This is a genomic window from Mycobacterium sp. 1245499.0 (genome assembly GCF_001673615.1).
GTDB lineage: Bacteria > Actinomycetota > Actinomycetes > Mycobacteriales > Mycobacteriaceae > Mycobacterium > Mycobacterium europaeum_A.
This window is the reverse complement of record NZ_LZMG01000085.1, coordinates 19,627-32,137: the sequence shown is the minus strand read 5'-3', so window position 1 is coordinate 32,137 and position 12,511 is coordinate 19,627. Positions and strand designations below refer to the sequence as shown.

The following is a 12,511-nucleotide window of genomic DNA, read 5'->3' as shown; positions in this document are numbered from 1 at the left end:
CTGCCCGACGGCGCTTTGATGCGACGCGCGGCCTACGGGCTGGCCACCGAGATCATCGGCGAGTTAGCGGCGCGCACCGGCGGGGTAACCGGGCGACGTGTGTGCGCGGTCGTCGGCTCCGGAGACAACGGCGGAGACGCGTTGTGGGCGGCCACCTTCCTGTGCCGTCGCGGCGCGGCCGCCGACGCGATCCTGCTCAACCCGGAGCGCACCCACCGCAAAGGCCTGGCGGCGTTCCGAAAGGCCGGCGGTCGCGTCGTCGAAAGCGTCTCGCCGACAACCGATCTCGTCATCGACGGCGTGGTGGGCATCTCCGGCTCCGGAGCGCTGCGGCCCGCCGCGGCCGAGGTGTTCGCCGCCGTCAACGATGCCCGAATCCCGGTGATCGCCGTCGACATCCCCAGCGGCATCGACGCGGCGACCGGCGCGATCACCGGCCCCGCCGTGCGCGCCGCTAACTCGCCGATGATCTCGGTGGCCAGCCCGTAGGCCGCGCGTCGCATCAAAGCGCCGTCGGGCAGGCTGGCCAGCAGTGGCGCTTCGGCCTGGCGGATCGCGTCTACCGAGTAGTAATGCCGCATCAGAGTCAGATTACGTGGCACCGTCGCGGGGGCTTGGCGCCCACGGTTTTTCGGTTGCGCGCGGGCGCCGGCATCAGCTCGGGGTGGCCGGCGGCACGCGGCGGCGCACGATGCCCCGCAGGCGCGCCGGACCGAGCTGCCGGCTGCCCTTGGAACGCGTGCGCGTCATCGGGTAGAAGCACAGGCCGATCAGAATCGAGGTGAAGTGCCCGATGGCGGTGAAGTTCAGTTCGTTACCCATGGTGATCAGCGGGAAACCGAAGATGACGAACAGCACCCCGAGATAGCCCCAGCACCATGGCCGGGCGATGTGGTAGGTCAGCACGGCCATCACGCCGACCAGAAAATAGCTGACCCCGATGTCGCGGGCGTGCACCAGCCGTTGCGGGGCGTCATGGTCCTCGATCGCGAAGTAGAGGATGCCTTCGCTGATGTAGGTGGCCAGGATGTGCGAGCTCAATCCCACTGTGAGCCAGCGCAGCTGGCCGAGCCAGTGTTCGGCCGGCGCGAGAAACAGGGTGAACAGCAGCAGGTAGGGCTCGAAGTTCTTGCCGTCGATCCACAGCAGGCTGGAGAACAGGACATCGAGCGGATCCCTGCCCAGTTCGTGAATGTTGGTGGAGCGGTGCAGCAGTACCGAGTGCAGCTCCCTGCCGGTGAGATGGGTCTGGATGATCGTGGTGATCATCAACACCAACAACCAGCCATAGGTCAGCGGCGCGCTTGTGACGTAGTGCCAGACCGCCAGCGTCATGCTGCGCACTCGCCTGCGAACCGATGGATGCGCCACGACTCAACCTTCGCACGCGGGACGCGGCGCCGGACAGCTTCGGCGGCAAACACGCCGCCGGCGTCCGGCTACTTGACCGGTGCCGGTTCCGCCGGTACGGGCGCCGATACCGCCGGTGCGGCGGCGGGCGGCGGCTTCAAATGCCGCCACCAGCAGCCGATGTAGAGAATCATCGAGACCGCCAGCGCGACCAGCACCCAGATGACGACGGTGATGTCGACCCAGCTGCCGAACGGCGGCGAGCCGGGTAGCGCGTTGCGCAGCGGCACCACCGCGAACAGCATCGCCGCGTACCAGGTCGTCATCGGCGGCTGAAACGGCCGCCGGTCGCGCGCCGTCTGAATCGCCACGACGAGGGCCAGGCTGGCGATCGTGATCAGCACGCCGAGGATGACGATGGCAAACGCCGCGGTGCTCAGCGAGCGCCGCACGTTCAGCCGGTAGGGACCGTCCGCCTGGGACCTGGTGGCGGACAGCCGCCACCCGGACAGGTGGTCGACGAAGGTCACCGGCACATGGTCGGGCGCCCGGTCGGTGTCCGGGCCGTAGAAGATTTCGACTTCGATCGGCCCCGAGCGATATTGGTCGAAGGGCCACCGCTCGATCTGGCCCGCGATGGTCAGCGGGACCGCCATCAGGCCGGGCAGCATGCCCTTGGTCCAGGTGTGCCGGGACGGCATCGCCGAGGATCGCACGCGCAGGCTCAGATCGTCCTTGAGGTGGTGGGTTTTCGGGTCCAGCAACGCCGATCCGGGATTGAATGCCAGGTTGACGGCGAGCACGCTGTTGTTGGACTGGATGTCTTCGACGTTGATGGTCGCCGACGGCTTGTCGCCGTCGACGGCCGGAGCGGCGACGTCCAGACGTCGTCCGGTACCGCTCTGCGCGTACATCGCGACGGCTACCACGTATGCCGCGAGGATGAGGACGACAAGACCTACGACGCCGTACTTCGTGCCGGCCGATCGCATACTTCCTCCCGTACGGACGTAGCCCAACCCACCTGCCGCAAAAGCTTTCCAGGGCAATCTAATGGATCGGCTGCGTATTCGCCGGTGATACGGAGGAAGCGGCGCGAGCTGCTCCGCGCCTATTCGACGGTGACGGACTTGGCCAGGTTTCGCGGCTTGTCCACGTCGTAGCCGCGGGCCTGCGCGACCGACGCGGCGAACACCTGCAGCGGGATGGTCGACAGCAGCGGCTGCAAAAGCGTTGACACCGACGGGATTTCGATCAGGTGATCGGCGTAGGGGCGCACGGTGTCGTCGCCTTCCTCGGCGATCACGATGGTGATCGCGCCGCGCGCCTGGATCTCGCGGATGTTGGACAGCAGCTTGGCGTGCAGCACGGCCGACCCCTTGGGGGACGGCATGATGACGATGACCGGCAGATCGTCCTCGATCAGCGCGATCGGGCCGTGCTTGAGCTCACCGGCGGCGAACCCCTCGGCGTGCATGTAGGCCAATTCCTTGAGTTTCAGCGCACCTTCGAGCGCCACCGGGTAGCCGACGTGGCGGCCCAAAAACAGCACCGTCGGGGACTGGGCGAACTGGTAGGCCAGCGCGGCCACCGGCTTGATCGTCGCGATCACCCGCGCGACGAGGTCCGGCATCGCTTCCAGCTCGTGGTATTCGCGCTGCACCTCGTCGGGGTACTTGGTGCCCCGGGCCTGCGCCAGCGCCAGCCCCACCAGATAGTTGGCGGTGATCTGCGCCAGAAACGTCTTGGTGGAGGCCACCCCGATCTCCGGGCCGGCGCGGGTGTACAGCACGGCGTCGCACTCGCGCGGGATCTGCGAGCCGTTGGTGTTGCAGATGGCCAACACCTTGGCCTTCTGCTCCTTGGCGTGCCGGACCGCCTCGAGCGTGTCCGCGGTCTCGCCGGACTGCGAGATGGCGACCACCAGGGTGCTGCGGTCCAAAACCGGGTCGCGATACCGGAATTCGCTGGCCAGCTCGACCTCGACCGGCAGCCGCGTCCAGTGCTCGATCGCGTACTTGGCCAGCAGCCCGGAGTGATAGGCGGTGCCGCAGGCGACCACGAACACCTTGTCGATCTCGCGGAGTTCCTGATCGGACAGGCGCTGTTCGTCGAGGACGATCCGGCCGTCGACGAAGTGTCCCAGCAGGGTGTCGGCCACCGCGGCGGGCTGCTCGGCGATCTCCTTGAGCATGAAGTACTCGTAGCCGCCCTTCTCGGCGGCGGCCAGGTCCCAATCGATGTGGAACTCGCGGTATGCCCCGGGCCCCAAATCCTCGTTGCCGTCGAAGCCGGTGATCCGGTAACCGTCCGCGGTGATCACCACGGCCTGGTCCTGGCCGAGTTCGATGGCGTTGCGGGTGTGCGGGATGAACGCCGCCACGTCGGAGCCGACGAACATCTCGCCCTCGCCGATGCCGATGACCAGCGGGGTGGAGCGGCGGGCGGCGACGATGGTGCCGGGTTCGTCGGCGTTGGCGAACACCAGCGTGAAGTGGCCGTCCAGGCGGCGCAGCACCGCGAGCACCGACGCGGCGAAATCGCCCGCGGTGTCGCCGTGCCGATACGCCTGCGCCACCAGATGCACCGCGACCTCGGTGTCGGTGTCGCTGGCGAACTCGACGCCCTGGGCCTCTAGTTCGTGGCGCAGGTTGGCGTAGTTCTCGATGATGCCGTTGTGGACCACGGCGATCTTGCCGGCGGCGTCGCGGTGCGGGTGCGCGTTGCGGTCGGTCGGACGACCGTGGGTGGCCCACCGGGTGTGGCCCAGGCCGGTGGTCCCGGTCAGCGACGACGGCGGCATCTGGGCGACCGCCTCTTCCAGGTTGGCCAGCCGGCCGGCGCGACGGCTGATCGTCAGCGTGCCGTCACCATTGGCCAGGGCGACGCCCGACGAGTCGTAGCCGCGGTACTCCATCCGGCGCAGCGCGGCCATGACGACCTCGCAGGCGGGCTGCTGCCCGACATAGCCGACGATTCCGCACATTCTGAACAGGGTAGTGCAGGCGCGGCACCGACCCCGCACTCCGCGGCCGGGGTTGGGCCGCCCACCTGCGCAAAGGGCCGGCTGTGACCTTGCCCTACCGCCGGTTCTGGTTCCGCCGCGCATGAGCCCGGCGCCCTGGGCACCTCCGCCATTCACTCAACCGTCATAAACGGCGGGAACATTTTTCACCCGGTGTATTTGTGACGGTTTCGTGTCGGACCAACGTCCGCGGGACACATCGCCCTAATATTTGAAATGTCAGCAAAGGATGGAAATAACCGGAAAGCCGCGGAAGGACGAGCTGCTTGAAGCCAGACCGATCACGATCGCACAGCTTGTCGGCCACGCAGCCGCGGTCATCCGTTTGCAGTAGGGATTTCATTCGGTATCAGTCAGATGATCTGGCTACCTGGGACCACGCTTTTAGCCGAGCAATGAATTTTTGTTGTCAGTGGTTGTTAACCGGGAATTGTGCAACGGGTCGTATTGAGATGCGTAACTTTCTCCGACCGCCCGCCGGGCGCCATGGGAGGCAATCATGACCGCAGTTCGCTACGACGACGTGGTGCCCGCCGCGACGGCGTCGGCAGCCACGCAACCGGCCTCGCCGCGCCGGCGGCCGTCGGCCGGTCCCGCGGACCCCTTGATGGCCATGACCACCCGCTTGCTGTCCATCCCGCTGCATCAGCTCTACGCGGCGCTGTGGCGGGTGGGTGTCCTCGAGGTCAGGGCCTAGCCGAAGGATGCGCTAACGTCAACGCGTGGCCCGCATCCGCAAGCTCGTCGCAGCTCTCAGCCGCCGTGGTCCGCATCGGGTTTTGCGTGGTGACCTGGCCTTTGCCGGGCTGCCGGGGGTGGTGTACACCCCCGAGGAGGGGCTGAATCTGCCCGGGGTGGCGTTCGGTCACGATTGGCTCGCCGGTGCGGCCCGGTATTCGAACCTGCTCGAGCACCTCGCGTCGTGGGGCATCGTGGCCGGCGCGCCCGACACCCAGCGCGGCCTGGCGCCGTCGGTGCTCAACTTCGCCTTCGATCTCGGCACCGCCCTGGACATCGTCTCGGGCGTGCGCCTGGGCCCCGGCAAGATCAGCGTGCATCCGGCCAAGCTCGGCGTGGCCGGTCACGGTTTCGGCGGCTCGGCGGCGGTGTTCGCCGCGGCCGGCATGCCGGCCAAGCCCGTGGCGGTGGCGGCGATCTTTCCGAGCGTCACCAGTCCGCCGGCCCAGCAGCCGGCCGCGACGCTGCAGGTTCCCGGGGTGATCTTCGCCGCGCCGGGCGATCCGAAAGCCCTGAACTCGCATGCGTGGCCGCTCGCCGACGTGTGGGACGCGGCGACGCTGCGCATCGTCAGCAAGGCCGAACCCGGTGGCCTGGTCGAGGGACGACGGCTGACCAAGGTGGTGGGCCTGGCCGGACCGCACCGGCGCACGCAGCGGTCGGTTCGGGCGCTGCTGACCGGCTACCTGCTGTATGCGCTGGCCGGCGACAAGAAGTACCGTGACTTCGCCGACCCCGACGTGCACCTGCCGCGCACCGACGCGATCGACCCCGAGGCTGAAGCGATTCCCACGGAAGACAAGATCGTCGCCCTGCTGAAGTGAGAAGGCGTGGCCGACGGGGTAATTGCCCCGTATGTCGACCGTGCAAGCGCTCTACGACCGCTGGATCATCGAGCTGTGGAACGGCGCGCCCATCGCGCCCGAGATCGTCACCGACGACTTCGTGGGTCATTGGCCGGGCCGGGAGGTCTGCGGACCCCAGGAGCTCGCACAGATGGTCGAGCAGACCCGAAACATGTTCTCGGACTTGAGTTTTGCCATCGAGCTCGGCCCGCTGTGTGACGGTGACCTGGTCGCGGGCCGCTGGGTGGGCACCGGCCTGGGCCCGGACGGACCGGTCTCGTTCACCGGCAACGACATCCTGCGCCTCGCCGCCGACGGTCAGCGGTTCGCGGAGTACTGGACGGGCACTTCGGCGGGCTGACGGCCTTGGGCCGCGCGGCAGCGTGGTAAGTGTCAGTGATGAGAATCGGGATCGCTCTGAACTATTCGGGCGGCTTTCACGAGGCCGTGGATCGCGTGGTCGAACTCGAGAAGTCCGGCATCGAGGTCGCGGTGGTGGCCGAGGCGTATGCCTTCGACGCGATCAGCCAGCTGGGATACCTGGCCGCCAAGACCAACTCGGTCGAGCTGGCCTCCGGGGTGTTGCCCATCTACATCCGCACCCCGTCGCTGCTGGCGATGACCGCCGCGGGGCTGGATTACGTGTCGGACGGGCGTTTCCGCCTCGGCATCGGCACCTCCGGGCCGCAGGTGATCGAGGGGTTCCACGGCGTCCCGTTCGACGCCCCGATCGGGCGCACCCGCGAGATCGTGGAGATCTGCCGCAAGGTGTGGCGGCGCGAACGCGTGCAGTACGACGGCAAGCACTATCAGCTGCCGCTGCCCGCGGACCGCGGCACGGGATTGGGCAAGCCGCTGCAGCTCATCAATCACCCGGTGCGCGAACGCATTCCGGTCAGCATCGCCGCGCTGGGGCCCAAGAACGTCGAGCTCACCGCCGAGATCGCCGAGGGCTGGCAGCCCGTCTTCTATCTGCCGGACAAGGCCGACTCGATCTGGGGCGAGTCCCTGGCGGCCGGTGCCGCCAAACGCGATCCCGCGCTGGGGCCGCTCGATGTGATGGTGCACGCGTCGCTGGCCATCGGCGAGAACCTCGACGAGCGGCTGGCCTGGGTCAAGCCGCAGCTGGGCCTCTACATCGGCGGGATGGGCGCCAAAGGCCGCAATTTCTACCACAATCTGGCGACGCGCTACGGGTTCGGCGAGGTCGCCGACCGGATCCAGGAGCTGTACCTGTCCGGCCGCAAGCAGGAGGCCATCGACGCGGTGCCCGACGAGTTGGTGCGCGGCATGTCGCTGATCGGCCCGCGCGGATACGTCGCCGAACGCATGGCCGCCTTCGCCCAGGCCGGGGTGACCACGCTGTTGGTGAACCCGCTGTCCACCGACCGGGCCGAATCCATGCGCTTCGTCGAGGAGGCTTTGCGGCTGCGGCCCGTCTGAGCGGTCATTGCCCCGCCTGCGGAAGCTGGTCGGCGGCAATCTCGCATGGCGTTTTCGCCTGGTCGGCCTGCGGCGCCGGCTCGGCGGCGGTGGTCTCGGCGGTGGGGGCGGGCTGCTCGGGCTGGCCGGCCAACTCATCGATGCGGTGGGCGGGCTGATTGGATCGGCGGGTGACGGGCCGGACGGCGCGGACCCCTTCACCGACGGTGGCGAGGATGGCTTGGACGAAACCCCGTTCCACCCAGAAGATCTCGAGGACGCCGACGCCAAGGCGCCCGCCGACGACGCGCCCGCCGGCCAGGCCGCCGAGGATGGGCAGGCCCAGCCCGTCGACGAAGCCGCGCCGCCCCCACCGCCGAGACCACCGCCGCCGAGCCCTCCGCCCAGATCGCCACCACCGAGTCCGCCGCCCAGGTCACCGAGTCCGCCCAGGCCGTCCGCCGGCATGCCCAGGGCATCGCGGATCCCGGCGCCCCAGTCCGCGGGAGGCGGCGGCGCGGCAGCGACGGGCGCCGGCGCCGGACTCACCGAATCCGGTGCGGCGGTGACCGGTACGGGCGCGGCGGTGAGCGGCGCGGCGGCGGCCAACGTCGGTGCGGGTTGCGCCGGCGGGGCGAGCGGCACCGGCGCAACACCGGTTCCGAGATCACCGGGAAATTCGAAGCGCGCCGTCGGGACGGCGGCCATCTTGTCGATGACCATGGCGTAGGACGTGTCGACCCCGTCCGACGCCGACCGCACCCCGGTCAACCAGTCGTTGCGAATGTCGTTGTCCACGTAGGGCATTACCTGTTGGCGGATCACGTCCGCCGGGCCGTCTCGGTCCCCGGCCATGACGGCGGCAGCGGCGGCGAGCCATGCCGGCCGGTGGGCACGCACCCGGTCGTCGACGGTGATGACGGTCGCCACCTCCGAATCGACCAGGTACCACAGGTTGTCGCGGAGTGACTCGTACCGTTGGGCCGCCGCGCGCAGTTCGCTGGCAACGGCGTCCGCGGCGTCGCAGTGCCGTTGCAACAGCTGCACCGCGGCGTCCCCGCCCGGGCCCGTCCACGCCGCGGCCAGCTCGGCCACCTGGGCGCGCTGCATGCGCAACGCTTCGGCCGCCACCACGCCCGCCGCCCGCAGCTCCGCACAGTCGCGGTCCAGCGCGCGCAGGTCCAGGCCGTCCTCGCCCGCATACCACTCCCGGACGCGGGCGGGATGCGTTGTCAGATCAGCGTTTTCGTAGCCCAACGCATGACAGGCCTGCACGTAGGCCTGGGTGTGCTCGACAAAATCCCGGCCCTCGGCGAGCCGGGCGGCCACGTCCAACCGGTCGGCCATCGGCTAGGCGATCCGCGCCGCGGCATACAGGTCGGCGTCGGCGTAGCGTTCGGCGCTGGACCGCAGCGCGACGGCGATCTCCCCCGACGCGCGCCCCCACTGCGACACCTGCGCCACCAGCCGCTCGACTTCGACGCGCAGGGCGTCACCGCGCGCGGTGTGCGCCCGCCCCGCGGCGGCCCCGCCGAACGCCAGCCTGGCCAGGTGATCGCTCACCGCGCGGTCGATGAAGTCGGCCGCCATGGCGAATTGATTGGCGACCCGCTGTGTGGCCGGCGCGTCGAACTGGGTGACGGCAAAGGGTCGTGTTCCCCCAACGGATTTCATGCCTTATCCGACGCCCGCCGACGCGGCGGGGTTCCGCTGGGTTAGGAGATCTACAGCGCGTCGCTGACCGCTTCGGCGACTCGGGTGGCGATCCGCGCGGCGGTGTCCTTTTCCGGCGCTTCCACCATGACGCGGATCATCGGTTCGGTTCCTGAGGGGCGCAACAGGATTCGGCCGGTGTCGCCCAGCTCGGCCTCGGCCTGCGCGAGGGCGGTCTGAACCGCGGGCGCGCTGGCGGCGGTGTCCTTGTCGGCGACGGTGACGTTGATCAGCACCTGTGGCAACGTCTGCATGGCCGAGGCCAGCTCGGCCAGCGACGAGCCGGTCTGCACCATGCGGTTCATCAGCCGCAGGCCGGTGACGATGCCGTCACCGGTCGAGCCCAGCGCGGGCATCACGATGTGCCCTGACTGCTCGCCGCCCAGGCTGTAGTCGCCGGCCCGCAACTCCTCCACGACGTAACGGTCGCCAACGCCGGTGGTGCGCACCGTGATTCCCGCCGAGCGCATGGCCAGGTGCAGGCCCAGGTTGCTCATCACGGTGGTGACCAGCGTCTTGGACGCCAGCTCGCCGGCCTCGTGCATCGCCGTCGCGAGCACCACCATGATGTGGTCGCCGTCGACCAGGTTGCCTCCTGCGTCGATGGCCAGGCACCGGTCGGCGTCGCCGTCGTGCGCCAGGCCCAGGTCGGCGCGGTGCGCGACGACCGCCGCGCGCAGCGAATCCAGGTGCGTCGACCCGCAGTTGTCGTTGATGTTCAGGCCGTTGGGGTCGGCGTTGATGGCGATCACCCGGGCGCCGGCCGCGCGGTAGGCCCGCGGGGCCACCGCGGAGGCCGCGCCGTGGGCGCAGTCCACCACCACGGTCAAGCCGTCCAGGCGCAGGGTGCTGGCCTTGCTCAGGTGGCGCAGGTAGCGGTCGGCCGCGTCCTCGGCGTCGATCACCCGCCCGATCCCGGCGCCGACCGGGCGCAGCCCGGGATCGACAGGGACATCAGCCAGCAACGCTTCAATGTCATTCTCGGTGCCGTCGTCGAGCTTGTGGCCGCCGGGGCCGAAGATCTTGATGCCGTTGTCGGGCATCGGGTTGTGCGACGCGGAGATCATCACCCCGAAGTCGGCATCGTAAGCGCCGGTCAGGTAGGCGACCGCGGGGGTTGGCAGCACCCCGACTCGCAGCGCGTCGACGCCCTGACTGGTCAACCCGGCGATCACCGCGGCCTCCAGCATTTCGCCGCTGGCCCGCGGATCGCGGCCGATCACCGCGACCCGCCGCCCTGGTGCCGGCGCGCTCGCCAGGTGCCGCGCCGCCGCCGAACCCAGCGCCAGCGCCAGCTCCGCGGTCAACTCGCGATTGGCGACCCCACGGACACCGTCGGTGCCGAATAGTCGACCCATGCGAACAAACCTCTCACAGTTGTCGGGCTAGCACCTAACGTGCCCGTTCCTTTGTGAATGAAACCGGCCATGCCGGGGCGCAGACACGCCGCAACCGGCCACAACTTGTGCACCGCGATGCCAAGTTGTGGCCGGATAGCGATCGCTCGATCAGCGCTTGCTGTACTGAGGCGCCTTGCGGGCCTTCTTCAGGCCGTACTTCTTGCGCTCGGTGGCACGCGGGTCACGGGTGAGAAAGCCGGCCTTCTTCAGCGGGGGCCGGTCCTCGGGCTGCGCCAGGATCAGCGCCCGCGCGATGCCCAGCCGCAGCGCGCCGGCCTGCCCCGACGGACCGCCGCCGTGCAGCAGCGCGTAGATGTCGAAGCTGTCCACCCGGTCGACGGTGACCAGCGGGGCCTTGATGAGCTGCTGGTGCACCTTGTTCGGGAAGTAGCCCTCCAGGGTCCGGCCGTTCAGGTTGAACTTGCCGGTGCCGGGCACCAGGCGCACCCGCACCACGGCCTCCTTGCGGCGGCCGACGGTCTGGATGGGCCGGTCGAAGACGAAGGACTCGGCGGGCGCGGCGACTTCGGCGGTCTCGGAGGCCTCCACCGGGGCCTCGGTCACCTCGGCGACCACTGTTTCTTCTGCGACTTCTGGGGTGTCCGGGTTCTCCGGGTTTTCGGGGTTTTCGGGGTTTTCCAAGGCCTCGGTCGTTTCGGTCACTGGGCCACCTGCTTGATCTCGTACGGGACGGGCTGTTGTGCGGCGTGGGGGTGCGTCGGGCCGGCGTAGACGTGCAGCTTGCGCGCGATCTGGCGGGCCAGCTTGTTCTTGGGCAGCATGCCGACGATCGCGTCCTCCACGACCCGGTCGGGGTGCTTGTCCATCAGCTCGCGGATCGTCCGGCTGCTCAGACCGCCGGGATACCCCGAGTGGCGGTAAGCCAGCTTCTTGTCCAGCTTCTGGCCGCTGAACGCGACCTTGTCGGCGTTGATGACGATGACGTAGTCACCGCCGTCGACATTGGGGGTGAACGTCGGCTTGTGCTTGCCGCGCAGCAGGGTGGCTGCCGCGACGGCAAGGCGGCCAAGCACCACGTCCGTGGCGTCGATGACGTGCCACGACCGCGTGGTGTCACCCGCCTTTGGCGTGTACGTAGGCACAGCGCTTACCTTCTTTTCTCGAGGTGGATCCCGGTATGACCCGGGGGCCGGTCAGGCGTTCGCGGTAAGGGCTTGGTCTCGGCGACCGACATTGACCCGAGGCCCCGGCGTACCGCACGCCAACGGAGCAGCTTACCGACCGGCGTCCCCGCAGGTCAAAATGACTGTGTGGTCCCGACGGCTCTCCCCCGTCAGGACCACACAGTCTCACGGCGCGGCTCGAACCGCGCGGTGTCCCTTCGGCCGCTACCGCGCCCAGCTGCCGGCGGCCCGGCGGTCGGCGTTGGCCACCTCTTCGGCGCCGTCGCGTACCGCGTTTCCCAGCTCGGCCAATATCTCGTTGAGCGCCGTCGCCGACTGATGCCATTTCAGCTGTTCGGCCTGGTAGGCGGTGGCCGCTTCGCTGGTCCAGAGTTGCCGCAGCGGTGCGATCTGCGAGCTCAGCTCGTCGAGCGCGGCGTTGAACCGGGCAGACGTGGCGTGGATGTCCTGGCGCACCGAGTGTTCGATTTCGCCGAAGTTATAGGAAAGCACCGGGTCCACGGGGATCCTCTCTCCTCACAGGTTTCCGCCGGCGGCGGCGATGTGGTGTGCGTGGTTATGGCCGGCCTCCTGCAGGGTGGCGGCGTTGTGCCGAATGGTGTCGGCGATCGTACTCAGCGCGTGGTAGAGCCTCAGCGACTCGGCGTTCCAGCGGTCCATCACGTCCTTGAAGCGCGCGGCCGCCAGCCCGCCCCACGCCGAGTGCGGCACGCCGTTCATGCGGCCGACGAATGCCTGCAGCATCGCCCGGATTTCCTCGTTGCGGACGTCGGTGGTACCCGCGACCGACCGCATCAGGTCGAAGTCGGCGCTCAGTGCATTTCCGGACATACCAATTTCGACCTGCGCCGTGGCCCTTTGGTTCCACCGAGT

13 protein-coding genes and 2 pseudogenes are annotated in these 12,511 nt (G+C 68.9%); 5 read left to right on the top strand and 10 right to left on the bottom strand.

All coding sequences use genetic code 11. From position 1 onward, the window contains the following. Positions 1 to 456: pseudogene (locus A5646_RS04455) on the top strand (NAD(P)H-hydrate epimerase); the annotation flags it as partial. 198 nt (positions 457 to 654) lie between these two features. Here the strand turns inward: A5646_RS04455 and A5646_RS04450 are convergent. From A5646_RS04450 to glmS, 3 genes are all read right to left on the bottom strand, one after another. Then, positions 655 to 1,335 carry a rhomboid-like protein gene (locus A5646_RS04450; RefSeq protein ID WP_066866354.1) on the bottom strand — a complete coding sequence of 227 codons (681 nt, stop codon included), beginning with the start codon at positions 1,333 to 1,335 and terminating at the stop codon, positions 655 to 657. A gap of 104 nt (positions 1,336 to 1,439) precedes the next feature. After that, on the bottom strand, positions 1,440 to 2,342 hold the full coding sequence (locus A5646_RS04445) for a DUF4436 domain-containing protein (RefSeq protein ID WP_067020143.1): 903 nt from the start codon (positions 2,340 to 2,342) through the stop codon (positions 1,440 to 1,442). Positions 2,343 to 2,461: 119 nt separating this feature from the next. Beyond that, complete coding sequence (gene glmS / locus A5646_RS04440) at positions 2,462 to 4,336, bottom strand: glutamine--fructose-6-phosphate transaminase (isomerizing) (protein ID WP_067020140.1); 1,875 nt, start codon at positions 4,334 to 4,336, stop codon at positions 2,462 to 2,464. 538 nt (positions 4,337 to 4,874) lie between these two features. Here glmS and A5646_RS04435 point away from each other — a divergent pair. Genes A5646_RS04435 through A5646_RS04420 form a run of 4 tightly spaced genes read left to right on the top strand, consistent with a single transcriptional unit; the run spans position 4,875 to position 7,401 of the window. Then, positions 4,875 to 5,072, top strand: a complete 198-nt coding sequence (locus tag A5646_RS04435; protein ID WP_067020137.1) for an Rv1535 family protein — start codon at positions 4,875 to 4,877, stop codon at positions 5,070 to 5,072. A gap of 25 nt (positions 5,073 to 5,097) precedes the next feature. Beyond that, a complete protein-coding gene (locus tag A5646_RS04430; RefSeq protein WP_067020134.1) occupies positions 5,098 to 5,937 on the top strand; it encodes a dienelactone hydrolase family protein in 840 nt (279 codons plus the stop codon). 31 nt (positions 5,938 to 5,968) lie between these two features. After that, positions 5,969 to 6,319 (top strand): ester cyclase, encoded by a 351-nt coding sequence (locus tag A5646_RS04425; protein WP_066866316.1) that lies wholly within the window; start codon positions 5,969 to 5,971, stop codon positions 6,317 to 6,319. A gap of 38 nt (positions 6,320 to 6,357) precedes the next feature. Further along, positions 6,358 to 7,401 (top strand): LLM class F420-dependent oxidoreductase, encoded by a 1,044-nt coding sequence (locus A5646_RS04420; RefSeq protein ID WP_067020131.1) that lies wholly within the window; start codon positions 6,358 to 6,360, stop codon positions 7,399 to 7,401. A 4-nt stretch (positions 7,402 to 7,405) separates the two neighbouring features. Here A5646_RS04420 and A5646_RS29750 read toward each other — a convergent pair. The 7 genes and pseudogenes from A5646_RS29750 to A5646_RS04385 form a co-directional block, all read right to left on the bottom strand. After that, positions 7,406 to 8,727, bottom strand: a pseudogene (locus tag A5646_RS29750) (hypothetical protein). Between the two features lie 3 nt (positions 8,728 to 8,730). Next, positions 8,731 to 9,054 (bottom strand): hypothetical protein, encoded by a 324-nt coding sequence (locus A5646_RS04410; protein WP_067020127.1) that lies wholly within the window; start codon positions 9,052 to 9,054, stop codon positions 8,731 to 8,733. Positions 9,055 to 9,104: 50 nt separating this feature from the next. Beyond that, complete coding sequence (gene glmM / locus A5646_RS04405) at positions 9,105 to 10,451, bottom strand: phosphoglucosamine mutase (protein WP_067020124.1); 1,347 nt, start codon at positions 10,449 to 10,451, stop codon at positions 9,105 to 9,107. 150 nt (positions 10,452 to 10,601) lie between these two features. Beyond that, positions 10,602 to 11,057 (bottom strand): 30S ribosomal protein S9, encoded by a 456-nt coding sequence (gene rpsI / locus A5646_RS04400; protein ID WP_197497998.1) that lies wholly within the window; start codon positions 11,055 to 11,057, stop codon positions 10,602 to 10,604. 95 nt (positions 11,058 to 11,152) lie between these two features. Next, positions 11,153 to 11,596 carry a 50S ribosomal protein L13 gene (gene rplM, locus A5646_RS04395; RefSeq protein WP_066880449.1) on the bottom strand — a complete coding sequence of 148 codons (444 nt, stop codon included), beginning with the start codon at positions 11,594 to 11,596 and terminating at the stop codon, positions 11,153 to 11,155. 246 nt (positions 11,597 to 11,842) lie between these two features. Beyond that, a complete protein-coding gene (locus A5646_RS04390; RefSeq protein ID WP_156748984.1) occupies positions 11,843 to 12,145 on the bottom strand; it encodes a WXG100 family type VII secretion target in 303 nt (100 codons plus the stop codon). Between the two features lie 9 nt (positions 12,146 to 12,154). Then, positions 12,155 to 12,469, bottom strand: a complete 315-nt coding sequence (locus tag A5646_RS04385; RefSeq protein WP_066866283.1) for a WXG100 family type VII secretion target — start codon at positions 12,467 to 12,469, stop codon at positions 12,155 to 12,157. Positions 12,470 to 12,511: the final 42 nt, after the last annotated feature.